Origin of the sequence: Methylocaldum sp., assembly GCF_035627495.1 — a bacterium.
Classification (GTDB): Bacteria; Pseudomonadota; Gammaproteobacteria; order Methylococcales; family Methylococcaceae; genus Methylocaldum.
Map to the genome: position 1 here is coordinate 15,812 of NZ_DASPLO010000201.1, position 22,719 is coordinate 38,530.

The following is a 22,719-nucleotide window of genomic DNA, read 5'->3' on the forward strand; positions in this document are numbered from 1 at the left end:
TTGCCTTATACTTTTTGCCTTGTATTCGTTTGTTTCCGGAGAAAATAATGAAAAAACTCTTGTCATTTGTTGCCGTCCTGTCGTTGCTTTGGGCAGGGTTTGCGAATGCCCACGGTCCAAGCCGCCAGAAGGTTACCGAAACCGTCGAAATCAACGCCGCACCCGACGCGGTTTGGGCGTTTGTCGGTGACTGGGCGAACCCACAAAAATGGCTGCCGATGGTGGAAAGCACCACGGCTCAAGGCGGCAATGAGAAAGGCGCGACGCGGGAACTCAAGCTGAAAAGCGGCGGCGTGATCAAGGAAGAACTCAAGAACTATGATGCCGCCAAGATGAACGTCCAATACAAGATTACCGAAGTCGATCCCAAAGATCTGCCGGTAGCCAATTATTCGTCCACGATCAAAGTTGAACCGAATCCCGCCGGCGGCTCCAAGGTGGAGTGGAACGGCGCCTTTTATCGCAGCTTCATGAACAATAATCCCCCGCCCGAGGAGAGTGATGAGGCTGCCGTCAATGCGGTGACGACCCTTTACAAGGAAGGGTTGGCGAACCTAAAAGCCATGGCTGAGAAAAAATAAGTAACATGCTTGGCTTTTACGATTCGGTAAACCGGGCAAAAGCGATGGCGTGTGCCATCGCTTTCCTGTTTCCCATGGTCGGTGATGTCTTTGCCGAGCCCTATGCTTATGTCACTAATCAGAAAGACGATAGCGTGTCGGTGATCGACACCGCCAACGGGTCTGTTGTCAAAGCCCTGAAAGTTGGATCGCAGCCGGCGGGTGTAGCCGTCAGCCGGAACGGTGCCAAGATTTGCGTGACCAATCCCGGCAGCAAAGACGTCACGGTCCTGGACGGCCGTACTCAAAGCGTAATCGTCACCTTGCCCATGGGCGAGGGACCTTTGGGTATCGCGGTTGACCCTGCCGGAAAACGCGCTTATGTGGCCGACTGGTATGGCCACTACCTTTCCGTACTTGATCTCGATAGCTTAAAGGTGCTGAAGCGCATTCCGGTGGGGCATTCTCCCTCCGGCGTAGCCGTCAGCCCGGACGGGGCGAGGATTTACGTCTCGAACCGAGACGACGATTCGATTTCACTGATCGATGCCGCCGACCTGGAGGTCAAGAAATCGATCACGGTCGGCAAGCATCCTTTCGGTGTCACCCTGGACTCGAAAGCCAACCGCCTGTATGTCGCCAACGTGGAAAGCAACGACGTCTCCGTGGTCGACACCGGGACCATGGCGCTGCTGAAGACCATTCCGGTTGGCGACAGGCCTTATGCGGTGGCTTTGGGCGCCGGCGGCGCCCGTCTGTTCGTGACGAACCAATACGACAACACGGTATCGGTCATCGCGGCCGACCGGGGCGAAGTTACCGCCACCATTCCGGTGGGCGAATACCCCGAAGGCATAGCCGCCCACCCCGACGGCAAGCACATTTATGTCGCCAATTGGTTCAGCAACTCCGTTTCCGTCATCAATGCGGAAACCCTGCAACTGGAAAAGACCATTCCCACCGGCGACGGCAGCCGGGCATTCGGCGAGTTCGTGGCGCAGGCCGTAGGGGCGAATCCGCAGTAGGTGTTTGCAGCGACTGAGGTAAAGCTAATCTAAGCGGAGCAACGTCTTTGCGGCGCTCCTTTTTCACTTGCCCGTTAAACAGCGCGGCTCTAAGATGTGTAAAGTAATGCTATTTAATACACATGGGAGCCCGACTGTGCGAACCAACATCATCATCGACGATGAGCTAATGAACGAGGCTTTAAGATCCACTGGCCTAAAAACCAAGCGCGAGGTGGTGGAGCTTGGCCTCAAGACACTCATCCGCTTGAAAAACCAGGAGCAGATCAAAGCTTTCAAAGGAAAGCTCAAATGGGAAGGCGATCTTGACGCCATGAGAACCGATGGATGATCGTGGTCGATTCCAGCGTATGGATCGATTACTTCAACGGCATCGACACGCCCCAAACCGCCACGCTTGACGAACTGCTCGGGGTGGAACCGCTGGCGATCGGCGACTTGATTTTAACCGAGGTCTTGCAGGGATTTCGTCAGGATGCCGATTTCCGAACGGCCAAACGGCTGCTGATGTCTCTAACCGTTTACGACTTGCTCGGCACCGAACAGGCCCTCAAAAGCGCGGAGAATTTTCGGGCACTCAGAAAACGGGGCATCACCATCCACAAAACCGCCGATGTCATCATCGCTACATTTTGCATCGAAAGGGGATACGCCCTGCTGTTTTCCGATCGAGACTTCATTCCGTTTGTCGAGCATTTGGGATTGCGAAACGTCGGAGGACACGGGGTGGAATAGCTGTGGCGTATTGAAATCAAAAGCAAATAACGAAAGCCTGACCCTTATTCTAAAGCCTGACCCCTATTCTGGAGTTTGCTGTACTCTCACCAAGCACTTTTCGAGTTTTCATCACACTGCTGGAGATAGTTTCCGAGCTCCTCAAAGCTGAGGATGTCTGAAGCCGGGATTGGAAGTCCTTGAAGGTACTTAAAAGGGACTGGTCTGCTTACCACCATTGGATGCCGTATGCGAATGGCCGTTTCCGGAAGCTTAATGAACTTGGCAACCTGCCCAATATGCGTTTGAAGCCAATGAGCCCGGCGAAGATGCTTGTAGAGATGGTCGTCCACATTGCCCTTAAATCTTGCACAAGCCAAGGCGATCTCAGCGATGGTTTTCGACTGCTTTAAACGCTTGCATTCAATGGCAAGTACTTGTCCATTTGTGTGCCAAGCCAAAACATCAATGTCCCCTAAGTTCGGTGACTTCGATGCGCCGAGCTGAGTCAACTTTAACTCAGTCGCCGTCATCCAGCCTTCGTCGTGCAACTTAGACGCAACACGTTCAGTAAACTGCCGTCCAAGTGCATCGACCCGAGCCCCGAGAAACGATCGCATCTCTGTTGACTTGAAGACGTCCTTATCAAACGTTCCACCTCGAATGCAGTCCAGCAAATACCCAAATGACTGACGCAACGTTCCCAGGCCGTAAACAAGTCGCTGCTCTGTCCCTTGCGGGCAGACGACAATTGGTCGAAGACTCAAAGACAAGCGACGCTGAAAACGCCAAGGATTGACATCCTTGGGCAAATACGGTGGCTGCGCCACCCATGTGGCTCTGTTAAACAGACCAAATGCAGCAACGAAGGCTTGAACGTCTTCCTTGGTCACGCCCGCATCGGCTCGACCGGCGGTCACTTCCTCAACGGTTGTCTCAATCACCACATTGCCTCGCTTGACGCCGAGGTCTTGCAGTTCGCCTGCGATTTCTTGAAATACCTCGAACGAGTGGCCGTACTCCTTCTGCCATGCTGTGAGAAAGCTCGACGAAGCAAACACGGACTCTGTCTTACTTTCCTTTTCCGCTTCCTCTTGTTGGATTCCAACCCAGCTCTCATAGTTTGTGGCAGCGGCTGTATAAGCCACACCAAATGACTCCTCAAGATATGGGCCTGCAAGCTGTCCAAGCACATCGGCATCAAGAGAGTGGCTGCCATTAGGAAAGAGAGTGATTCCTTTGCTGGCGAGACTATAGTAAACAACGTCGGAATCGCGCCCGAGGTTGTTCAGCGTCGCCATCCCGCCTACCAGCTCATCCAAGGAGTACTCATCAGGCGCGATCCCGCCAGTCATCGGGCACTCGCAGACAGCTGCTTCGATAAGTGCGCGGATTGCGATCTGTAATTGAGCGCGCTCTCGCTCAACTTCGGCTGCGGCGCGGGTTCCATCGTCTACGCCGTAGAGAGCTCGGACGGCTCTCGCGGTGTACCTCCAACGGGCTCTCTCTCGCAATAGGGTCTCGTGAAGGTGAAACAACTCCGAAATGAGTTGAGTGCGGTCAAAGCGTCTCAGAAGCTCGGTTAGTCGCTCTGCTTGGCGCGATACGGTTGAATTAAGTGCGCTGACGCTCGCTGTCTGGTCAAGCAGAATGGGGGTTGAGTACGATGGCATCCAGATGAAAGCAGAGCATATGGCGGAATTTATGTGCTCGGTCGGCGCCCGATAGACTCGCCTCGAATTTGCCGCTAGAAGATAGTCTACATGGTTCTCCATCCGGAACATGTGGAGCACCCGAGCATCTGTCCCTCCGAGGATGTTTATGGCTTCCGCCGCAGGGTCGAGCATCCTCGCTTCTGCTGTGTCAGCCAACATTACAAGCGCTTGAATCAGTTGTCTCAGTAGAAGCTGCTCGCCTCGGTTCTCAACCTCGTGGAAATTACGTAAGAAACCAGGCGCCGCTAGGAGCCTTACGGCGGGCACGTTCTTAACTGGCAGGACACTAAGTCCCGACTCGATCATCGGCTCGTCGGCTTCTGCAGTTCGCTCGATTACTTGTTGAAGGTCAATTGTTACTTCAATAACAGGAAACTTGAAGCACAGAGCCACAAAGTGCTTCGTCAACACTTTATGAAGCAGAAGCTGAAGCGCCTCCCACAGCTTAAAAGCTGAGTCGCGAACTTCTCCGTTAGATGGAGCGACGACCGTCAGCCAGACCGTCGTGTCCTGCTGTTTTAGACAAAAGCTCAGTATACCCCGTGCCAAGTAGTCAAGGCTCACATATGCCGGGACGGCGCGTAAGGATTCGTATATTGCCTCCGCGTTATTACGTTCGACGACTACATGCCTATTTGTCAGTGTTATCTCACAGTGCTCATCGACTGCAGCGCGGCGGTTGCTGCGGTATTCAGCGACGAAGTCCGTTGCAATTTGGAGGCAAGCGCCTTGGTCGTGAGGCACATCGGAGATACGAAGGCAGAAATTCTGCTTTGTCCAGAATGCATAGAGATTGAGAAGCCCGTTCTGAAACGGGAGCTCAAGTCCTTCGCGTTCGAGCTGCTTCTCCTGGTTCAGCAGCAGTATGAGCCGATCTACAGGGCCATCGGAATCGCTGAAGAGCATCTCCAATTCATTCAGACGGGCTGTTCCAAATGTCCAGACGGGACGTTCCGATGGTAGGTTGCCGATAAATCCTTGTCCAAGATAACCCATGAGCCAAAGCGTGTGCGCTGAATCCACTTCATATTGTGATTCAATATAATTCCGCAACGCCTCTACATGAGCATTAACCTGTTGTGCAGCCGACGGCGATAGCTTGCTCGGATGCAGAAGTCCAGACAAAGCTATTTGTCTAAGATCATCGGATACGACAAGGAAGTGCAAAAAGCGCCGACTACCCACTTGGACAACGACACTGCGACAAATACCCCGTACGCCGCCAACCTCCATCGGTAACTCGACGACATTCATCCGATGGCGACTACCAAATCGAGCCATCTCGAAAAGTCGCCGCTGGACGCAAATCATCAATGCGGACTGCAAAGCCTGGAGTTGCCCAGCCGCGACAGCGCAGTCCAGCAGATATCTGCGTATGGCGTATGTAAGTGCGTTTGGTAGCGCAACTACGTATTCGTCGCCAAATTGAAGCAATGGCCTCCGATGTAGACCGGACTCCTGATTGCTTTGTTTAAGTAGTGTCTTCCGCTCCGCCAGGTTGAAAACGAAAGGTGCTAATTGTTCCGGCGCAATGTTAAGAGCGATCAGCTCATTCCTGTGGAATGTTACGCGATGCGCCCAGCGCTGGAGCGGCGTGGCAGGCACGATAGTCATGACACCTTTCGGTCGTGACGGTTCAGTGTGCCATCGAGTGAGCTCAGCTCGTTTGAGCATCGCGTCGGAAAGACGCAGTAACGCAAGGCTCGGGTGCAGCCAAGCCTTTTGAGTTGGCCCACCCAGCGTAGTGAGCGTTTCCACGATCAGCGTCGTAGCGCTGTCGGCTGCCTCCCAAAGGCCTGTGAGTACGCGGAAGTCGCCATCCTTTGTCAGCACGTTCACTACGAACATGTCCTCTGCCGGATCCTCCATGTTAGCAATGTCAGACACCCCAAGGTGACGGTTTAGCCAATGATTCAGGTGTTGCCAAGTCGGACGTTTCTTGCCTTCGCAACAAGCTACAACGAGTTGAGAGAGAAACTCGACTCGGTAGCTGTTTGCCTGAAAACTTGGAACTGTCGCAATTCCTGCCATCCAGCTCAATGCAGTACGCAAATCGTATTTTGCAAGAATCTGAGTGAGCAGCTTCGCCTTGGGATGGTCCATTTGGCCGTGCGCGTGGACCCAAAATGGTAGAAAAAGGGAGTCGGTCATCGTTGTTCAGGACGAAAAAAACGGATACCTATATTTAGAGCGTGTTATGAACTTTTAAGTATTGGCCTTTAAATCAAGCAGTTGGCCCAAGCTTTGGAAGATGTGACATTGCTCCTATAGCTTTATTAATCAATAAGTTAGAGCGAGTTCATAACACGCTCTAGTAAGGTTGATTGCACAATGCGAATTGCCGGTGAAAAGGTCACGATGTCAGCGGTAGACGCCGCTGCCGATATTAGCCGGAAACACCTTCATTATGACAGGGTCAGGCTTTTGTCTTTTTCTTCCGATGTTTCGTCAAGAAGACCTTAGCCGGGCGACTTGCCCGTACTCAGGTAGATCTTCTTAAGAAGTTCGTCAAAAGAGACAGGTCCGCTGGTGTCAATCGTCAAGGTGTCACGCCGTTCTTCTTCGGTTAAGGCGTCATGCGCCGCAATCTGATTTTCGAGCACCTTCAGATTTGCTTCGGACGGATCCTTACCAAGCTGCGCGCGGGCTTCGATACGGCTTTTCAACGTGGCGATCGGCGCTTGGCAATCGAGAATCAGAAATGCCGCGCCGATCCGTTCGGCCAACGTCCTGTGAGTCGCCCGTTGGTCCAGTTTTAGAAATGCGGCATCGACGATGACGGACAGTCCGGATTTCAAAATGTCTTCAGCCGTATCCAGCAAATAGCGATACGTTCTGCGTGTCATGTCGGCGGTGTAGATGCCGGCGTCGAGCGTCGATCCGGTGTTTGCGTGTTCGTCGAACCCGGCCAGGCGTTTTCTTTCCAGATCGGAGCGCAGACGAATGGCCGGGAGCCGTTCGGCGATTTGGCCCGCGATATAGGATTTGCCGCTGCCTGAGAAACCATGGGTGATAAGCAATGCCGGTTTTTGAGGCTGGATGAGGCTGGATGCGTAATCGATGTATCGCCGATACAGAGCTAATAATTCCCGCTGCTTCGCGGTATCACCGGTAGATGCGCGGGTCAGTTGGGCGATTTTGGCCCTTACCATGGCCCGGTAGACCCGGTAGTAATCCAGCAAGCCGAGCCCTCCATAGTCGCCGGTGAGTTCCAGGTACCGATTCAGAAACCGGAACGCCAAGTCCCGCTTGCCCTTGACTTCCAGATCCATGACCAAAAAGGCCAGCTCGCTCATCACATCGATCCAGCGCAAATCCTCGTTGAATTCGATGCAGTCGAATGGCGTGGGCCGGTCGTCGATGAGTACGATGTTTCCGAGGTGGAGATCGCCGTGGCATTCGCGAACGAAATCGGCGGTTTTCCGGGCAAGCATGGTCTCCCGGCAGCGCGAATACGACTCGGAAGTCCAGGCGCGCACGGCCTCCAGCTTGGCGGCGTCTACGGGATCGTCGCGCAAAGGTCCGATGTGGATGAAATTTTGTTCGGCGGCGCCGTAGATGTTTTCGGGGAGTCCGTGAGCATCTTCGGCGGTACTGCGGTCTATGCTCGCATGGAATTGGGCCAGTAACTCCGCCAGCTTATCCACATGCTCGGGCGATAAGCGATCGTCCTGGCACAAACGATCGAACAGCGCCGCTTCGTCGAAGCGCCGCATCTTAATGGCGAATTCGATTGAGGTGCCCGTGCCGTTGATACGCGGATTTTGGGGATCTCCGGCGATAGGCACTACGGCCAAATACAAGTCCGCGGCAAACCGGCGGTTGAGGCGGAGTTCCGCTTCGCAAAACAATCGGCGCTTGTCTAGGGTGGAAAAGTCGAGGAAGCCGAAATCCACCGGTTTCTTGATCTTGTAAGCGAATGGATCAGTCAGCAAAACCCAGGAGATATGGGTTTCCCGGATTTCTATGGGTCCTGCGGGATGATCGTAAGCGGCGGGATTCCGTAGCGCCGAGATTAGCTCGGGATAGTGAGCGTCATCCATGCGGTTCCATCTGTAAACGGCCGTTCATCACTCTGAGTTGTCGTTCGCCCCGGAGGAGCGCCTCTAGTTCCTCTCCGGCCATCGCTTTGCGCCAGCCGTGAAGCAGCTTCGATTGCTCGGGTTCCTCCATCAGTTGCTCCAGGTCTTTGCGTCCGGCGAGCACTGCCGGATTCAGGGTGTGCTGAGCGGCGCGCAAACGCACTACCGCGGTGAGCACGTCGAGTAGCGCCTCCTGTTCGGGCGTCTTTTTAGCTTGGCGTGATTTGAGGGAGATGGCTGGAGGCGGGCGATTCTTCGACTCCTGAATAATCTGGCACAGCTGATTGCCGTAACGCTTAATCGTTCGTTCCTCCAATCCGCGGATCAGCTTGAGATTATCGGGAGCTGCCGGCATAAGGCGTGCGAGGTCGAACAAAACTTCGTCCTTGACGAACCAGTTGCGCGGGATGTCCTGTTGGCGCGCGGCGTCCTCGCGCCAAGCCGCCAGTGCCTGCAGAACAGCGAGCTGAGACGCGTTCAGCTGATAATATCCGCCTATACGTTGCCAGGCTAGCTCGGGAGCGTTCTCGTAAAGCTGTGGATTCAGCAGGGCGGCAAACTCGTTTTCGGGCCAGCTTAGGCGGCTCAATGCTTCCAGTTCCCGGCGTAGCTCCAGGTAGGCGGTTCCGAGATGGATGACATCGTCGGCCGCGTAGCGCAGCTGCGCCTCGGTCAGGGGTCTGAGAGACCAATCGGTGCGCGCATGCCCTTTGCTCAAGTTCAGTCCGAGCAGCTCGGAAATGAGTCCGGCATAGCTGATTTGTTCAGGCAAGCCGATCAACGGTGCGGCGATCTGGGTGTCGAAGATTGGTGCCGGCAAGCGTCCCCACAGATGAAAAAAGATTTCCAGGTCCTGTCGTCCGGCATGAAAAACCTTGGTGATGGCCGGATCGAACAGCAAATCCGCTATGGGCTCCAATGATTCAAAGGCGAGCGGATCGATACAGGCGACCTTGTCCGCCGATGCGATTTGGAGCAGGCAGAATTTAGGAAAGTAAGTTTTTTCGCGTAAGAACTCGGTGTCTACGGCGAGCCATGAGGCATTTTTAACGGTTCCGCAGAAGTCTTGGAGTTCATTGAGCGAGTCGATATAGCTGATTTGGGAAAGGGGTGTCATCGTAAAGAGGGTGCTTTTTCAAGTCGTGAAGTTATTATATGGCTTAGGGACGAAGAATACGCTCCCGCCGATGATCTTCTAATGAGGTGGACGTATGAAGGTATTGGTGAGTGTAAAGCGCGTGGTGGATTACAACGTGCGGATCCAAGTGAAGCCGGACGGCTCGGGTGTGATGTTGGAAGGGGTGAAGATGAGCATAAACCCCTTTGACGAAATCGCCCTGGAAGAGGCAATCCGCTTTAAGGAGGCCGGCAAGGCGACACAGATCGTGGCCGTTTCGCTCGGGCCGCAAGCGGTGCAGGAGCAGCTCCGAAGCGCCTTGGCGCTCGGCGCGGATCGGGCGATCCACATACCGCTGGATACGGCTCCTCAACCCATCAATGCTGCGCGCATTCTGGCCCAGCTTGCTCGGCGCGAAAATCCTGATTTGATCCTCATGGGCAAGCAGTCCATCGACGACGACTGCAACCAAACCCCGCAAATGCTGGCGGCTCTGCTCGGCTGGCCCCAAGCCACCTTTGCGTCCAGGATCGAATTGGCCGATAAAGCCGCCACTGTTGCCCGCGAGGTGGATGCCGGGCTCGAATTTCTGTCCGTCGATCTGCCGGCGGTGATTTCCGCCGATCTTCGCCTCAATATTCCCCGTTATCCCAAGTTGCCGGACATCATGAAGGCGCGCCGCTTGCCGATCGAAACCGTCACGCCGGAAGACCTGGGCGTGGAGTTCGTCCCGGAAGCCAAGCTGCTTAAAGTCGCGCCTCCGCCGAAACGTCAGGCCGGCCGGAAAGTGTCTTCGGTTGCCGAGTTGGTGGCGGCGCTCCGCGAGCGAGGGCTGTTGTCATGAGCAAGGTATTGGTTGTCGCCGAGCATGACGGCGAAGCGCTGAATCCTTCGACCGCGAGAGCGGTCGCTTGCGCGCTCGATCTCGGTCCGGAAGCTGTCGATGTGGCCGTATTCGCCGAGGCAGAGAATAAACCCGCGCAGGCCGCGGCTCGCTTGAGCGGCGTGACGCGGGTATTGCTGGTCGAGCATCCTGCCAACCGGAATCCTGTGGCTGCGATTCTGGCGCCGCAAATTTCCGCTCTGGCCAAGGATTACACTCATCTGCTGGCGCCCGCGACCACGTTTGGCAAGGATCTTTTGCCGCGCGTGGCGGCGCTGCTCGGCGTCCCTCAAGTCAGCGATGTTATGCGGGTGGTCGACCGGAACGTATTCGAGCGGCCCATCTATGCCGGCAATGCACTGGAAACGATCGAAACGCCGCCAGGTATCGTCGTCGCGACCGTCCGTACGGCTTCGTTCAAGCCGGTTCCGGAGACGGGTTCGGCACCTATCGAGAAAATTAGCATCGACTTTGACTGCCCGAGTCATACGCGCTTTCTCAGGCTTGAACGCTCATCCGGCGGCGAGCGGCCGGATCTTCAATCGGCCCGCGTGGTGGTGTCCGGCGGCCGGGGCTTGGGAAGCAAAGAGCATTTCGGCTCGATCTATGCCCTGGCGGATCGATTGGGAGCGGCGGTCGGCGCTTCGCGAGCGGCGGTGGATGCCGGTTTTGTTCCCAATGACTTGCAGGTGGGGCAGACCGGCAAAATTATCGCCCCCGAGCTTTATCTAGCCTTCGGCATCGCCGGAGCGATACAGCACTTGGCGGGGATCAAGGACGCGGGGACCATAGTGGCCGTGAATAAAGATCCCGATGCGCCCGTTTTCGAGGTTGCGGATATCGGTTTGGTCGGCGACTTGTTCGAGGTGATACCGGAATTGCTCGATGCTCTGCCCAAGAGGACATCGTGAATCGGGAAAGTTTGGAGTTTGACGTTGTCGTCGTCGGCGCCGGGCCGGCCGGGCTTTCCGCCGCCTGCCGAGTAATGCAGCTCGCGGGCGAAACCGGGAAGGCGCTTAGGGTTTGCATCGTCGAGAAAGGTGCGGAGGTCGGAGCCCATATCATTTCCGGCGCCGTATTCGAGCCGACCGCCCTGAACGAGCTGTTTCCTGACTGGCGGGAGAGGGGAGCGCCCGTCACAGTAGCCGTCGAGCACGATGAATTACATTACCTTATCGGCGAACGGCGCTCGTTTAAAGTTCCGGATTTCCTGATTCCAAAGCCGATGCGCAACGAAGGCAACTACGTGATCAGCCTGGGCCGTTTGTGCCGATGGCTGGCGCAGCAGGCCGAAGCCCTCGGAGCAGAGATATTCACGGGATTTGCCGCTGCCGATGTGCTTTATGACGATGCAGGAGCGGTAGCCGGTGTGGTTACGGGCGACATGGGCGTCGCCAAGGACGGTTCGAAGAAGTCCAACTACCAGCCCGGCGTGGAATTGCGTGCCCCTTACACGATTTTCGCCGAAGGCTGCCGCGGACATTTGGGCAGGCGGCTGATGGATCGGTTCGAATTACGGCGGGAAGCCGATCCGCAGCACTACGGCATCGGCATCAAAGAAATCTGGCGCATCGATCCGTCCCGGCACTGGCCCGGACGAGTGGTTCATACCCTCGGTTGGCCTTTGGACAATCAAACGGAAGGTGGCGGGTTCGTTTACCATGACGAAGATGGATTGGTTTCACTCGGCTTGATCGTGGCATTGAACTACCGGAATCCCTTCTTAAATCCTTTCGACGAAATGCAGCGTTGGAAACAGCATCCGGTCGTACGGCAGTTTCTGGAAGGCGCGACCCGAATCGGTTACGGCGCTCGCGCAGTGAACAAAGGCGGATGGCAGTCGGTGCCCAAGCTGTCTTTTCCCGGCGGCGTGATGGCGGGTTGCGAGGCCGGTTTTCTTAATCCGGTAAAGATTAAAGGCAATCATACCGCCATGAAAACGGGTATGCTGGCCGCGGAAGCGGTATTCGAGGCGCTCGCAGCAGGCGGAATACCGGGTTTGGATGAAAGTTATCGCAAATCATGGGTTAGCAAGGAATTGTTCCATGGCCGAAACTTCGGTCCCGCGCTGGCGAAATTCGGGACGTTTGTGGGAAGTGCGTTCATTTGGATGGATCAGAATATCTTCGGCGGAAGGCTTCCCCTTACGCTGCACAATCGTGTTCCGGATGACGCCTCATTGGATCGGGCTTCGGATAGCCATTCGATCGATTATCCGAAGCCCGACGGAGTGCTGAGCTTCGACAAACTGTCCTCGGTTTATCTCTCCAATACCAATCATGAGGAAGACCAGCCGTGCCATCTGGTTCTGACCGATCCGGCCGTTCCGATTTCACGGAATTGGCCGCTGTACGACGAGCCGGCGCAACGTTACTGCCCGGCGGCGGTTTACGAAATAGTGGAAGCCCCAGGGCAGCAAGCCAGATTTCAGATCAACGCGCAAAATTGCGTTCACTGCAAAGTGTGCGACATCAAAGATCCCGCTCGGAATATTACTTGGGTACCGCCCGAGGGCGGGGGCGGGCCCAATTATGTGAATATGTGAGGCGTTCTCGCATTTTGCAAGAAGTTAATAAAGTTCCGCTACTGTGGCTTGCCTGTCTGCCTGCCTGCCGCCAATAAGAGGTCTGGTCATTACAATGGATTGCTTTCGCAGTAGGCTAAGAAGTTATTTCTGCTCTCACAACTCTCACCAAATTCGCGCACTGATATGGGCTAGAATTAAGCATTGAGTAGCTTTGATAACAGTTTCGCGAAGTGTCGACTGCCGGGAGACTAAAAAATCAGTTAACACAATTTATTAGGAATGTTGGCGGATACGGAGCGTTGGAATGGTAAACAATTACTTAGGGGCCGACTATGAGTAACGACAAGCTTGAAAATGACCAAGTGGATTCCGAATCTTCGGATCAGGAGCATAACGTCGATCAGGCGCGGCGTAACTTGACGAGAGCCGGATTTGCGGTGCCGGTACTGATGAGCTTTTCGGGCTATTCACCATTGGCCAATGCGTGCATGTCGCCATCCAGAATATTCTCGGGGAATGCCAGTCCGCAGGCCGGGGATACTGCTCCCTGCGCGGGCCGTTCGCCCGGTTACTGGAAAGTTTGTCAGTGGTTCAAGGAATGGAACAGTCCTTACGGCACGGAAAATCCAGCCGTGTACTCTGCAACTACCCAGACCACGGAGCAAAAGAAAGGAACGGGGACATCAACTACAACAACCACTACCACAACTTGGGCAGAGCAGACTACGGGTGGGCCGGCTAACTATAGCGAGTTTGAAGCTGAAAAAAGGGCAATGCTGCATTACGGTCCTGAGTTTAGCTATTTGTGTTCCGGAGGGGCTCAAATTCCTCCTCTTTCCAAGCTATACCAGTTGCCGGCAACGTTAAACCTGACCAATGCTCAGCTCATAAAGCCGCGTACTTACGGGCTCTCAATGTGGGAGCTTCTTGCTTTCCCGGCCGATATTGTAGCCAACAACACCGGAATGAGCATGGAGACCGTCCAGCTTGCGCGGCATCTTGTTGCGGCCCATCTCAACATACATCATCCCACTTACGGACTTGGTTATCCTCTAACGGATGCGATCTTGTCTGACATGTGGCAGGCCGCGTCAAATGGCGGAGAATATTTTCCCAACGGGAGTAATGGGACCCCCGGTAACGGATGGGCCGCCAGAGATATTGTCTGCTACATTCGGAGTACGTTCGATCCTGGTGCTCCAGGTTTTAACGAGAATATCGGCTTCAGCTGTACATGAAGCGCGTCTGAATTGATTGCTCGTTTTTTGCCGTGCGGTTTGTTCAAGTCTGTAAGCAGGATCTGCACTTTTCGCCTGCATGGAACGGGGGATCGGCCGTGTTCGATGCCGCCACCGGCGCTACCCATGTGCTCTCCGACTTTGGCCGTGCAATTCTCGAGGCTCTGGCTGAATTTCCGACGGGGACACTTCTCACGGACTTTGTGCAGCGATTCGCCGAAGGAGAGGCCCATTCGGCGGATGACCTGCTCATAGAGACAGTCGAACAGGCAGTGCTAGAATTTCAGCGTCTCGGTCTCATAAAAATTCATGTCGTTTGATCGCTTCCGACCTTCCAGAAACATCGTTTGCCACGTCCCTCGCTAACGGCGAACTGACATTCACTGTTGCTCCCGTGGTTGTTCGGGTAACGTGTTCGATTCCGTCCGTTGCAGCTGGTTTACGGCTTTTCTACGGAGATTACCCTGTTTCTCGTCACGGTGAGTTTGCGGATTTCCACGTCTCGATCACACGTCCCCGATCCGCGCGCCGTTGGGTTCGGCCGCAGGTCAACTTCGAGTTCGACGGTACATGTCCATTCAAGCCGCTGCCTTATCAGCAGGCCTATCCGATGTTCGAGTGGGGCCTCAATTGGTGTATCGCGAATCATTGTCATCAGTTTCTAATGATTCATGCCGCGGTTGTGGAGAGGGATGGGTGCACGGCTATTCTCGCCGCTCCACCGGGCTCCGGAAAAAGCACCTTATGTGCAGCTTTGGTTAGTAGGGGTTGGAGGCTGCTGTCCGACGAATTGGCGCTGATTGATCCCCTTGATCGTTTATTGACGCCGGTACCGCGACCGATCAGTCTGAAAAATGAATCGATCGACATCATTCGCCGTTACGATCCCTCGGCGGTGATCGGACCGGTAGTTCGGGACACGCACAAGGGTACGGTTTCGCACATGAAAGCACCTGCCGATAGCGTGCGGCGGTCTCAAGAAACAGCACGTCCTGCTTGGATTGTTTTTCCGCGCTTCCAGCCTGGCGCGAAGGTTGAGTTGAGCCCCTACTCGAAAGCCAGAACTTTAGTACGCCTTGCCGAAAATGCGTTCAATTACACCTTGTTGGGAGAGCGCGGGTTCGAGGCTTTGGTCGGCATCGTAGACAAAGCGGAATGCTATGAATTTACTTACAGCAAGCTGGATGACGCGATCTCGGTGTTCGCCGATCTGAAGGCCCTTCCGGCATGTTAGTCGACGTAAAAAAATCCGCCGTCGATGCGCTGACGCATAGGGAAGCTTTGACGGCCTGTTCCCTCGCCGAATGGGATGTCATTATCCGGCAGTGCAGAGCGGCCAAGGTGCTTGCCAAGCTTGCCGTTCAGCTTGAAGACTGTGGCTTGCTCGACTGTATCCCGGAAGCTCCACGCAGACATTTGACGGCAGCGCGACTAGTTGCCAACCGGCAAGACCAAGCCGTGGGTGCCGAAGTCGAGCAAATCCGCAAGGCTTTACTGAAAACTCGAGTTCCAATCGTCCTGCTCAAGGGGGCGGCCTACGCGATGGCCGATCTACCGGCGGCACGGGGTCGTGTGTTCGGCGACATCGACATTCTGGTGCCGAAAGAGAGACTGCCCGATGTCGAGGCGGCACTCATGCTCCACGGATGGGTGACCACGCATCATAATGCTTACGATCAGCGCTACTATCGCCAGTGGATGCACGAAATCCCTCCGATGCGGCATATGCGGCGCGGCACCGTTATTGATGTGCATCATGCCATCACGCCCGCCACTTCCCGGATTCGGGCCGATTCGGAAAAAATGCTGGCGACGGCGGTGCCATTGCCGGGATACGACAACCTCTTGGTTCTCGCTCCTGAAGATATGGTGCTGCACAGCGCTACGCACCTTTTTTTGGAGGGCGAATTGGACTCGGGATTAAGGGATCTCGCGGATATCGACAGCTTGCTCATCCACTTTTCGGCAGCCGACGACGACTTTTGGAATCGGCTGGTGCGGCGAGCCACAGAGGTCGGTCTTGCCAGGCCTTTGTTTTACGCGCTTCGCTATGCGGAGAAGATACTGGGTACGCGAATTCCGCCATGGGTCCAAGACAAGGTTGTCATGGAATCACCGTCGCGGCCGCTGCTTGGCCTGACGGATGCTTTGTTTTTACGGGCGCTTCAGCCGAAACATGCTACGGCTGCCGACCATTTTACCGGCCTCGCCCGATGGATGCTCTATGTGCGAGGCCACTGGCTACGCATGCCTTTGCCTCTGCTCATTTATCATCTTGCTCGTAAAGCATTTGCGGTCGAACAGTCCGAACAAAATCAGAACTCGAAGCGAGCCCATTAGCCTTATGTAGGACGATCTCGGGGGCAGGATATTCTAAAGGCGCGAGACGTAATCCACGGCCAATCCGGCAAATACCTCCGCGCCGAACCAGTGATTGTTCAAAAATGCTTTAAAGCAATTGACGGGATTACGTTCCCGGATCAGAAACTGCTGATAAGCGGCCAGCCCCACGGCGATCAGCAGTCCCAGAAAATAGGGCATCCCCAGTCCGGCTTGTCTTCCCACTGAGTAAAGAATCAACAGCACGAAGACCTGAAGCATCGCAATCAGCACCCGATCCATATCGCCGAACAGAATGGCAGTGGATTTGACGCCGATTTTAAGATCGTCCTCGCGATCCACAATGGCGTACATCGTGTCGTAAACCAGCGCCCACAGAATGGTAGCGAAATAAAGCTCCCAGGCCACCCAAGGAACGCCGCCTGTTTGGGCCGCGAAGGTCATCGGTATCGCCCAGCCGAAGGCGAGTCCCAAATAGGCTTGCGGCAGATAGGTGTAGCGTTTCATGAACGGGTAGGACGCTGCGAGAAACGCGCCGGGAACCGATAGTGCAATCGTGAGCGGATTGGTGAGGAGCACCAGGGCGAATCCGATAAGGCATAGCGTGACGAACAACCACAACGCTTCCCTCGGCGTAACCAGTCCGGCGGCGATAGGACGCAATTTGGTGCGCTCCACATGGGGATCGAAGTCACGATCGGCGTAATCATTGATCACGCAGCCCGCCGCCCGCATCAGCACGACGCCTGTTACGATGACGAAGCTCACCAAGACATCGGGCTTGCCATTTCCGGCGATCAATAGCGCCCATAGCGCCGGCCAGAGGAGTAGGAGAATGCCGATGGGCTTGTCGAAGCGCATCAGCCGCCAGTAAAGCTCGAGGCGTTTGCTAGAAATCCGGAAAGTCGCTTGGTTGATCATAGATTTGCTTTTTGCTTCAGCACGGTAGGCAGAAAGAACTCGGCTACCAACAAGTTTCCGTGAGCGATGGCATACAGGGAACGCCGGCCCCAGATTCGGTTGGATGATTGGGCGATGTCAACGGCATTAGAAAGGTCCAGCCGCCATTTTTCGTTTTCGATGGTAGCCAGTTGCAGCCTCAATCGCTTTAGCTTGGGGTCGGAGAAAAGAATTTCTCCCAGCGGACGGTTGCCTAAATAGGCCAAGTGGCGCTGAGTGCCACGCAAAACGTCTGCAGGTATGATGCTGCGCGCCAGAACCAATGGCTGGTCGTCGCATTGGAGCAGCACCTCGCGTACCAATGCGAGCCGTGAGGGTGGCAATCTCAGTGCCCGCGATTCTTCGGCAAATGGCCGCAGCCAGCGTTGCCGCAATAACCGTACTCGAAAACCGGCGCCGCAAAGCGCGCGAAGACGGCTGGTCAGCGAGCCGGTCTCGAAAAGCCATGAATGAAGACCCTCGGGAATGTGGCTCCGTTGACTGCTTCCGAGTTGGAACCATGCCGGCGCTCGGCTGAAAAGTTGACTGCGTGTCGTCAAGTTGTTGGTCTCGAGAAAAACCGGGAATTTTAACAGAGGGCATGCGTTTTCCTGATCGGTAGCCAAAACGCCGGACAAATCGGCCGGGAGCCGATTTGTACGCGCAAGCGCCCGAAGGGTGCGGCACACGGGTGTGCCGCATGAATCGCTGACACTCTTCGACCGGGCTCAGGACAGGCTTATTCAGGCCTACAGAGTGCATCCATAATGGTAGGCCGGGATAAGGCGCCAGCCGTTCCCGGCGGACAGCGGGAATGCCACATTTCGAGGGGCAGGGCGGCTTCCCGATCCACACCGCTTTACCGAGCTCAAAAACGCTCTAGGCTCCAGCGTATTGCACCGAATGGCCCACCCAGCGCCGTATGAGACGCTCGGCATGACCGGGGTAGTCCCGCAACAGAATGGCGGCCGTTTGAGCCACGGTGTCCAAGAGGTGTCCGTCGCGCGACAGATCGGCGATGCGGAACTGGATTTGGCCGGTTTGCCGGGTCCCCAAGAGTTCTCCCGGTCCTCGCAACTCCAGGTCTTTCTCGGCGATGACGAACCCGTCGTCGGAGTCCCTCAGGATGCCCAGGCGCTGCTTGGCCGTCTCCGACAAGGGTGGCTGGTACAGCAATACGCAATGGGCTTCGCCGGGGCCGCGTCCGACCCGTCCCCGCAATTGGTGCAATTGGGCCAGTCCCAAGCGCTCGGCGTTCTCGATGATCATCAGGCTGGCGTTGGGGACGTCCACGCCGACTTCTATTACGGTGGTGGCTACCAACAAGTCGAAACTCCCTTCTTTGAAAGCCAGCATGACGGCTTCCTTTTCGGCGGGCTTCAAACGTCCGTGAATCAACGCGACGCGCACATCCGGAAGGGCTTCCGCCAAAACGACGGCGGTTTTTTCTGCCGCTTCGCATTGCAGGACCTCGGATTCCTCGATCAGCGTGCAAACCCAGTACACCTGTCTGCCCTTCGAAACCCAATCGGTGATGCGGGCGATGATTTCCGCCCGGCGGCCGGTCGGGACTACTACGGTCTTGACGGGAGTCCGTCCGGGTGGCCGCTCGTCGATAACTGAAAGATCAAGATCGGCATAACCGAGCATCGCCAAAGTCCTGGGAATAGGCGTGGCGGTCATGATGAGTTGGTGCGGGTACAGGCCATCCTGCAGACCTTTCTCGCGGAGCGCCAGTCGCTGATGAACGCCGAATCGGTGCTGTTCGTCGATGATGACGAGCCCGAGACGACTAAACACCACCTGTTCCTGAAACAAGGCATGAGTACCGATGACGACGCCGGCTGCGCCGCGACTTATTGCATCCAGTTCGGCTTTTCGAGCTTCGCCCTTGAGACGTCCGGACAAAAAGGCGATCTGCACCCCCAAGGGTTCGAGCCACTGCCGGAAGCTGCGGAAATGCTGCTCGGCCAAGAGTTCGGTGGGCGCCATGATTCCGACCTGGTAGTTGGACGACAGCGCCGTTAGCGCGGCATGGGCCGCCACGACGGTTTTGCCCGAACCTACATCGCCCTGGACCAGTCGCATCATGGGGCGGTTTGAGGCTAAATCGGCCTCGATTTCGGCAATCACGCGTCGTTGGGCGGAAGTCAGCGAAAACGGCAGGCTGTTCAGAAATCGGTCGACTGCATTCTGATCGGTCGTCATCATCGGGGCTTGATGAGCCTGCATCCGGGCCCGGAAGCGGCCGAGGCTCAGATGGTGGCTTAGAAGTTCTTCGAACGCGAGACGTGAGCGCGCGGCGCCAAGTTTCGGTGACGCTTCGCCGCAGCCGGCAGGCGGTCGATGCAGAAGTCGAAGAGCATCCTGAAGCCGTAATCGGCTTGTTGAATGCGTCAACGATTCGGGCAGTAAGTCCGGAAGCCGGGTTTCGTCGGCCAGTAACAATGCTTGTGCGGCCAGCCGGCGGATGGCTTTTTGATGGATGCCTTCGGTCAGTGGATAAACCGGCGTCAACGCTTGTTCCGAAACATCGATTTCGGTGTCGTCGATCAGCTTGCAATCCGGATGGGTCATTTCCAAACCCGAATAACCCGCTCGCACTTCGCCGTAGCAGCTGAGCCGCTTGCCGCGGATCAATTGTTCACGCTGTTTGGCCGTGTAATGAAAGAAACGCAGATTGAGAAAGCCGGTGCCGTCGGCGATCCGAAGAATCAGCGAGCGGCGGCCTTTGGGGAGTATTTCCGCGAGCTCGATCCGGCCTTCCACCAGCGCATGATCGCCGGGTTTCAAATGTCCGATCGGAGTGACGTGTGTCCGGTCCTCGTAACGTAGGGGCAGGTGGAAAAGCAGGTCGCTGACGGTCGAAATGCCTAGCTTTTCCAGCCGCTTGAGAGTTTGTGCACCCGCCCCTTTAAGGGTGGATACCGGAAGCTCGTCGAGAGAGCGATTTTGCGAAGCCAAATAATCGCGGGGCGCCTACTTCGCCAAAACCATGATTGCATCCATTTCGACTCCGGCACCCCGCGGCAAGGAGGCCACGCCTATAGCGGCGCGGGCAGGGTAGGGCTCGGTGAAATATTCCGCCATGATTTCATTCACCAGCGGAAAATGGGCCAGATCGGTTAGGAATACATTGAGTTTGACAACATCCTGGAGGCTGCCTCCGGCGGCTTCGGCCACGGCTTTAAGGTTATCGAATACGCGGCGGATCTGCAGATCCATGCCGCCCTCGACCAAGGTCATGGTGGCAGGGTCCAGCGGAATCTGGCCGGAGAGATAAACCGTGTCGCCGACTTTTACGGCTTGGGAGTAGGTGCCGATCGCTTTGGGAGCCTGGTTAGTCTGGATAATTTGTTTTGCCATGGTTCTGTTTTTTTCTAAGTTCGGATTTCACGCGGGAGATTTTCAGTACGACCGATAATCTTCGCAGTTCTCGCATGACAGTGGCGAGATGCACGCGGTCCTTGACCATCAGGGTAATGATATCGGTGGAGATTTGGCTGTCCTGATTGGTGATCTGGACGTTTTCGATGTTGGCTCGCATGCGGGAGATGGTGGAAGCCACTTTCGCCAGAGTACCCACCTGGTTCATCAATTCCAGGCGGATGACTGCCGGGAAATCGCCGCTGGCTTCTTTGTCCCAGTCCACGTCCAGCCAATTCATGTGTTTTTTTCTAAGTTCAGAGACGTTTTTGCACTCGGTGAGGTGAACGACAATGCCTTTGCCTGGATTGAAAAAACCGACAATGGGATCGCCTGGTATCGGGCGGCAGCATTTGGCCAGATTCACCACCATGCCTTCCGTGCCTTTGATGATAAGAGGCGATAACGCGGGCTGTCCTTCCTCTGCAGTTGCAGCGTCTGACCTGGCGTCACCCTGAACCATCTGGCGGACTACCAGGAAAGGCAGGCGATTGCCGAGACCGATATCTTCCAGCAATGCCTCCTGAGAGGACAGGTCGAGCGCCTTCAGCAGCTCGTCGATCCGCTCCCGGGGAATGTCCTCGAAGCGCATGTTCTGGGCATCCAATTCCTTTTCCAGCAGGCGCTTGCCCAAGGCGACAGCTTCCTGTTTCTTGAAATTTCTGAGATAGCTCCGAATGGCCGCCCGTGCTTTGGCCGTGACGACGAAATTGAGCCATAGCGGATTGGGTCGAGCCCAGGGCGCCGTGATGATCTCGACGGTCTGGCCGTTCTCGAGAACGGTTTGCAGCGGCGCGAGTACTCGATCGATTCGGGCGGACACGCACGTATTGCCGATGTCGGTGTGGACGGCGTAAGCAAAGTCGACGATGGTGGCACCGCGTGGAAGCTTGGTAATTTTGCCCTTCGGGGTGAAAACGTAAACTTCCTGCTGGAACAGGTCGACTTTTAGATTGTCCAGGAATTCCATCGAGTCGCCGGCGCTCTTCTGGATTTCAAGTAAATCTCTCAGCCATTCGTGAGCGCGGGTTTGGGTGGTCGAGGTCTGTTCGTGCTCGCTCTTGTACAGCCAATGTGCGGCGATGCCGGATTCGGCCAGATGGTGCATGGCGCGGGTGCGGATTTGAATTTCCAGGGGTTGGCCGTAAGGCCCGATCAGTACGGTGTGCAGCGACTGATACCCGTTGGCCTTGGGCACCGCGATGTAATCCTTGAATCGGCCCGGCACCGGCTTATAGAGATTGTGGGCTATGCCCAGGGCACGGTAACAGTCATCCACCTGATCCGCGATGATGCGGAAGGCATAAACGTCGTAGACTCCGGAAAAGGACAAGTGCTTGTTTCGCATCTTCTGATAGACGCTGTACAGATGCTTCTCTCGTCCGATCACTTCGCAGTGGGTCAGCCCGCCGTCCTGCAATCGTTTGGTGATGGTCGACTCGATGATCGCGACCACCTCCTTGCGGTTGCCGCGCGCCTTCTTCACCGACTGCTCCAGCACGCGGTAGCGCACGGGATACATGGCGGCGAACCCCAACTCTTCCAATTCCAGCCGCATCTCGTTCATGCCCAGGCGGTTGGCTATAGGCGCGTAGATATCCAAGGTCTCGCGGGCGATGCGCCGCCGCCGCGTCGGCGACATGATTCCCAACGTGCGCATGTTGTGAAGCCGGTCCGCCAGTTTGACCATGATGACGCGGAGATCTCTGACCATCGCGAGCACCATCTTTCGGACGTTCTGGGCCTGCGCTTCGGCTCTCGACTTGCAATCGAGCTGGGTCAGCTTGCTGACGCCGTCGACCAGCTCGGCGACTTCATCTCCAAATTGCTCGCGCAGTTGCTCTTTCGTAACGACGGTATCTTCGATGACGTCGTGCAGAATGGCCGCCATGATGCCCTTTGCGTCCATGCGCATCTCGCCGAGGATCATCGCGACGGACAGCGGGTGGCAAACGTACGGTTCGCCGGTCAGCCGAAATTGGCCTTCGTGTGCGGAAAGGGCAAGCTCATAGGCGCGGTAAATTTCCTCGGCCTGAGCTTCGTCGAGATAGGTCGAGACCATGCTGCAAAGCCGCCGAATGAGCTTTTCATTCGGCAGTTCGGTGACTTCCTTCGGAAGAAGTTGGTTCATGGCAGCCCGCGCCCGTGTATCA

The 22,719-nt window shown here is 55.8% G+C and carries 19 protein-coding genes; 11 read left to right on the forward strand and 8 right to left on the reverse strand.

Translation table 11 applies throughout. From position 1 onward, the window contains the following. Positions 1-47: 47 nt before the first annotated feature. The 4 genes from VEB01_RS19675 to vapC all read left to right on the forward strand — a co-directional run bounded on the left by VEB01_RS19675 (position 48) and on the right by vapC (position 2,320). On the forward strand, positions 48-581 hold the full coding sequence (locus VEB01_RS19675) for an SRPBCC family protein (protein WP_324878454.1): 534 nt from the start codon (positions 48-50) through the stop codon (positions 579-581). 5 nt (positions 582-586) lie between these two features. Further along, complete coding sequence (locus tag VEB01_RS19680; RefSeq protein ID WP_324878456.1) at positions 587-1,585, forward strand: YVTN family beta-propeller repeat protein; 999 nt, start codon at positions 587-589, stop codon at positions 1,583-1,585. Between the two features lie 136 nt (positions 1,586-1,721). After that, entirely contained in the window at positions 1,722-1,916 is a 195-nt protein-coding gene (locus tag VEB01_RS19685) for a type II toxin-antitoxin system VapB family antitoxin (protein WP_324878457.1), read from the forward strand. Beyond that, complete coding sequence (gene vapC / locus VEB01_RS19690) at positions 1,913-2,320, forward strand: type II toxin-antitoxin system VapC family toxin (protein ID WP_324878459.1); 408 nt, start codon at positions 1,913-1,915, stop codon at positions 2,318-2,320. The genes VEB01_RS19685 and vapC overlap by 4 nt, the downstream gene beginning before the upstream one ends. 86 nt (positions 2,321-2,406) lie before the next feature. Here vapC and VEB01_RS19695 read toward each other — a convergent pair whose 3' ends face one another. The 3 genes from VEB01_RS19695 to rnd form a co-directional block, all read right to left on the reverse strand. Beyond that, complete coding sequence (locus VEB01_RS19695) at positions 2,407-6,117, reverse strand: hypothetical protein (protein ID WP_324878461.1); 3,711 nt, start codon at positions 6,115-6,117, stop codon at positions 2,407-2,409. A 356-nt stretch (positions 6,118-6,473) separates the two neighbouring features. Next, complete coding sequence (locus VEB01_RS19700) at positions 6,474-8,057, reverse strand: bifunctional aminoglycoside phosphotransferase/ATP-binding protein (RefSeq protein ID WP_324878463.1); 1,584 nt, start codon at positions 8,055-8,057, stop codon at positions 6,474-6,476. Further along, positions 8,050-9,213 (reverse strand): ribonuclease D, encoded by a 1,164-nt coding sequence (rnd, locus tag VEB01_RS19705; protein WP_324878465.1) that lies wholly within the window; start codon positions 9,211-9,213, stop codon positions 8,050-8,052. The genes VEB01_RS19700 and rnd overlap by 8 nt, the downstream gene beginning before the upstream one ends. Before the next feature lie 94 nt (positions 9,214-9,307). Between rnd and VEB01_RS19710 the strand changes: the two genes are divergently transcribed. From VEB01_RS19710 to VEB01_RS19740, 7 genes are all read left to right on the forward strand, one after another. Beyond that, on the forward strand, positions 9,308-10,057 hold the full coding sequence (locus tag VEB01_RS19710; protein WP_324878467.1) for an electron transfer flavoprotein subunit beta/FixA family protein: 750 nt from the start codon (positions 9,308-9,310) through the stop codon (positions 10,055-10,057). Then, the gene (locus VEB01_RS19715; RefSeq protein WP_324878469.1) at positions 10,054-11,007 is read left to right on the forward strand and encodes an electron transfer flavoprotein subunit alpha/FixB family protein; all 954 of its coding nucleotides are present in this window, start codon (positions 10,054-10,056) and stop codon (positions 11,005-11,007) included. The genes VEB01_RS19710 and VEB01_RS19715 overlap by 4 nt, the downstream gene beginning before the upstream one ends. Further along, positions 11,004-12,641 carry an electron transfer flavoprotein-ubiquinone oxidoreductase gene (locus VEB01_RS19720; RefSeq protein ID WP_349255742.1) on the forward strand — a complete coding sequence of 546 codons (1,638 nt, stop codon included), beginning with the start codon at positions 11,004-11,006 and terminating at the stop codon, positions 12,639-12,641. The genes VEB01_RS19715 and VEB01_RS19720 overlap by 4 nt, the downstream gene beginning before the upstream one ends. Positions 12,642-12,955: 314 nt before the next feature. Next, positions 12,956-13,861 carry a hypothetical protein gene (locus VEB01_RS19725; protein WP_324878470.1) on the forward strand — a complete coding sequence of 302 codons (906 nt, stop codon included), beginning with the start codon at positions 12,956-12,958 and terminating at the stop codon, positions 13,859-13,861. A gap of 32 nt (positions 13,862-13,893) precedes the next feature. Further along, positions 13,894-14,181: an HPr-rel-A system PqqD family peptide chaperone gene (locus VEB01_RS19730; RefSeq protein WP_324878471.1), complete on the forward strand. Its 288-nt coding sequence runs from the start codon at positions 13,894-13,896 to the stop codon at positions 14,179-14,181. Then, positions 14,178-15,095, forward strand: coding sequence for an HprK-related kinase A (locus VEB01_RS19735; protein WP_324878473.1), 918 nt, complete (start codon positions 14,178-14,180; stop codon positions 15,093-15,095). Before VEB01_RS19730 ends, VEB01_RS19735 begins: the two co-directional genes overlap by 4 nt. After that, the gene (locus VEB01_RS19740) at positions 15,089-16,201 is read left to right on the forward strand and encodes a nucleotidyltransferase domain-containing protein (RefSeq protein ID WP_324878475.1); all 1,113 of its coding nucleotides are present in this window, start codon (positions 15,089-15,091) and stop codon (positions 16,199-16,201) included. Before VEB01_RS19735 ends, VEB01_RS19740 begins: the two co-directional genes overlap by 7 nt. 33 nt (positions 16,202-16,234) lie before the next feature. Here the strand turns inward: VEB01_RS19740 and ubiA are convergent, their stop codons facing one another. The 5 genes from ubiA to VEB01_RS19765 all read right to left on the reverse strand — a co-directional run bounded on the left by ubiA (position 16,235) and on the right by VEB01_RS19765 (position 22,697). Beyond that, the gene (gene ubiA / locus VEB01_RS19745) at positions 16,235-17,122 is read right to left on the reverse strand and encodes a 4-hydroxybenzoate octaprenyltransferase (RefSeq protein WP_324878477.1); all 888 of its coding nucleotides are present in this window, start codon (positions 17,120-17,122) and stop codon (positions 16,235-16,237) included. Further along, entirely contained in the window at positions 17,119-17,700 is a 582-nt protein-coding gene (locus tag VEB01_RS19750; protein WP_324878478.1) for a chorismate--pyruvate lyase family protein, read from the reverse strand. Before VEB01_RS19750 ends, ubiA begins: the two co-directional genes overlap by 4 nt. A 319-nt stretch (positions 17,701-18,019) precedes the next feature. Further along, a complete protein-coding gene (recG, locus tag VEB01_RS19755; protein WP_324878480.1) occupies positions 18,020-20,104 on the reverse strand; it encodes an ATP-dependent DNA helicase RecG in 2,085 nt (694 codons plus the stop codon). A 15-nt stretch (positions 20,105-20,119) separates the two neighbouring features. Then, the gene (locus VEB01_RS19760) at positions 20,120-20,506 is read right to left on the reverse strand and encodes a RidA family protein (protein WP_324878482.1); all 387 of its coding nucleotides are present in this window, start codon (positions 20,504-20,506) and stop codon (positions 20,120-20,122) included. Next, entirely contained in the window at positions 20,481-22,697 is a 2,217-nt protein-coding gene (locus tag VEB01_RS19765; protein ID WP_324878483.1) for a RelA/SpoT family protein, read from the reverse strand. Before VEB01_RS19765 ends, VEB01_RS19760 begins: the two co-directional genes overlap by 26 nt. Positions 22,698-22,719 lie beyond the last annotated feature (22 nt).

Excerpts from the sequence above, each read along its gene's own strand:
- VEB01_RS19675 (WP_324878454.1), top strand. The coding sequence starts at position 48 with ATGAAAAAACTCTTGTCATTTGTTGCCGTCCTGTCGTTGCTTTGGGCA.
- VEB01_RS19680 (WP_324878456.1), top strand. The coding sequence starts at position 587 with ATGCTTGGCTTTTACGATTCGGTAAACCGGGCAAAAGCGATGGCGTGT.
- vapC (WP_324878459.1), top strand. The coding sequence starts at position 1,913 with ATGATCGTGGTCGATTCCAGCGTATGGATCGATTACTTCAACGGCATC.
- VEB01_RS19695 (WP_324878461.1), bottom strand. The coding sequence starts at position 6,117 with ATGGACCATCCCAAGGCGAAGCTGCTCACTCAGATTCTTGCAAAATAC.
- VEB01_RS19700 (WP_324878463.1), bottom strand. The coding sequence starts at position 8,057 with ATGGATGACGCTCACTATCCCGAGCTAATCTCGGCGCTACGGAATCCC.
- rnd (WP_324878465.1), bottom strand. The coding sequence starts at position 9,213 with ATGACACCCCTTTCCCAAATCAGCTATATCGACTCGCTCAATGAACTC.
- VEB01_RS19710 (WP_324878467.1), top strand. The coding sequence starts at position 9,308 with ATGAAGGTATTGGTGAGTGTAAAGCGCGTGGTGGATTACAACGTGCGG.
- VEB01_RS19715 (WP_324878469.1), top strand. The coding sequence starts at position 10,054 with ATGAGCAAGGTATTGGTTGTCGCCGAGCATGACGGCGAAGCGCTGAAT.
- VEB01_RS19725 (WP_324878470.1), top strand. The coding sequence starts at position 12,956 with ATGAGTAACGACAAGCTTGAAAATGACCAAGTGGATTCCGAATCTTCG.
- VEB01_RS19740 (WP_324878475.1), top strand. The coding sequence starts at position 15,089 with ATGTTAGTCGACGTAAAAAAATCCGCCGTCGATGCGCTGACGCATAGG.
- ubiA (WP_324878477.1), bottom strand. The coding sequence starts at position 17,122 with ATGATCAACCAAGCGACTTTCCGGATTTCTAGCAAACGCCTCGAGCTT.
- VEB01_RS19760 (WP_324878482.1), bottom strand. The coding sequence starts at position 20,506 with ATGGCAAAACAAATTATCCAGACTAACCAGGCTCCCAAAGCGATCGGC.
- VEB01_RS19765 (WP_324878483.1), bottom strand. The coding sequence starts at position 22,697 with ATGAACCAACTTCTTCCGAAGGAAGTCACCGAACTGCCGAATGAAAAG.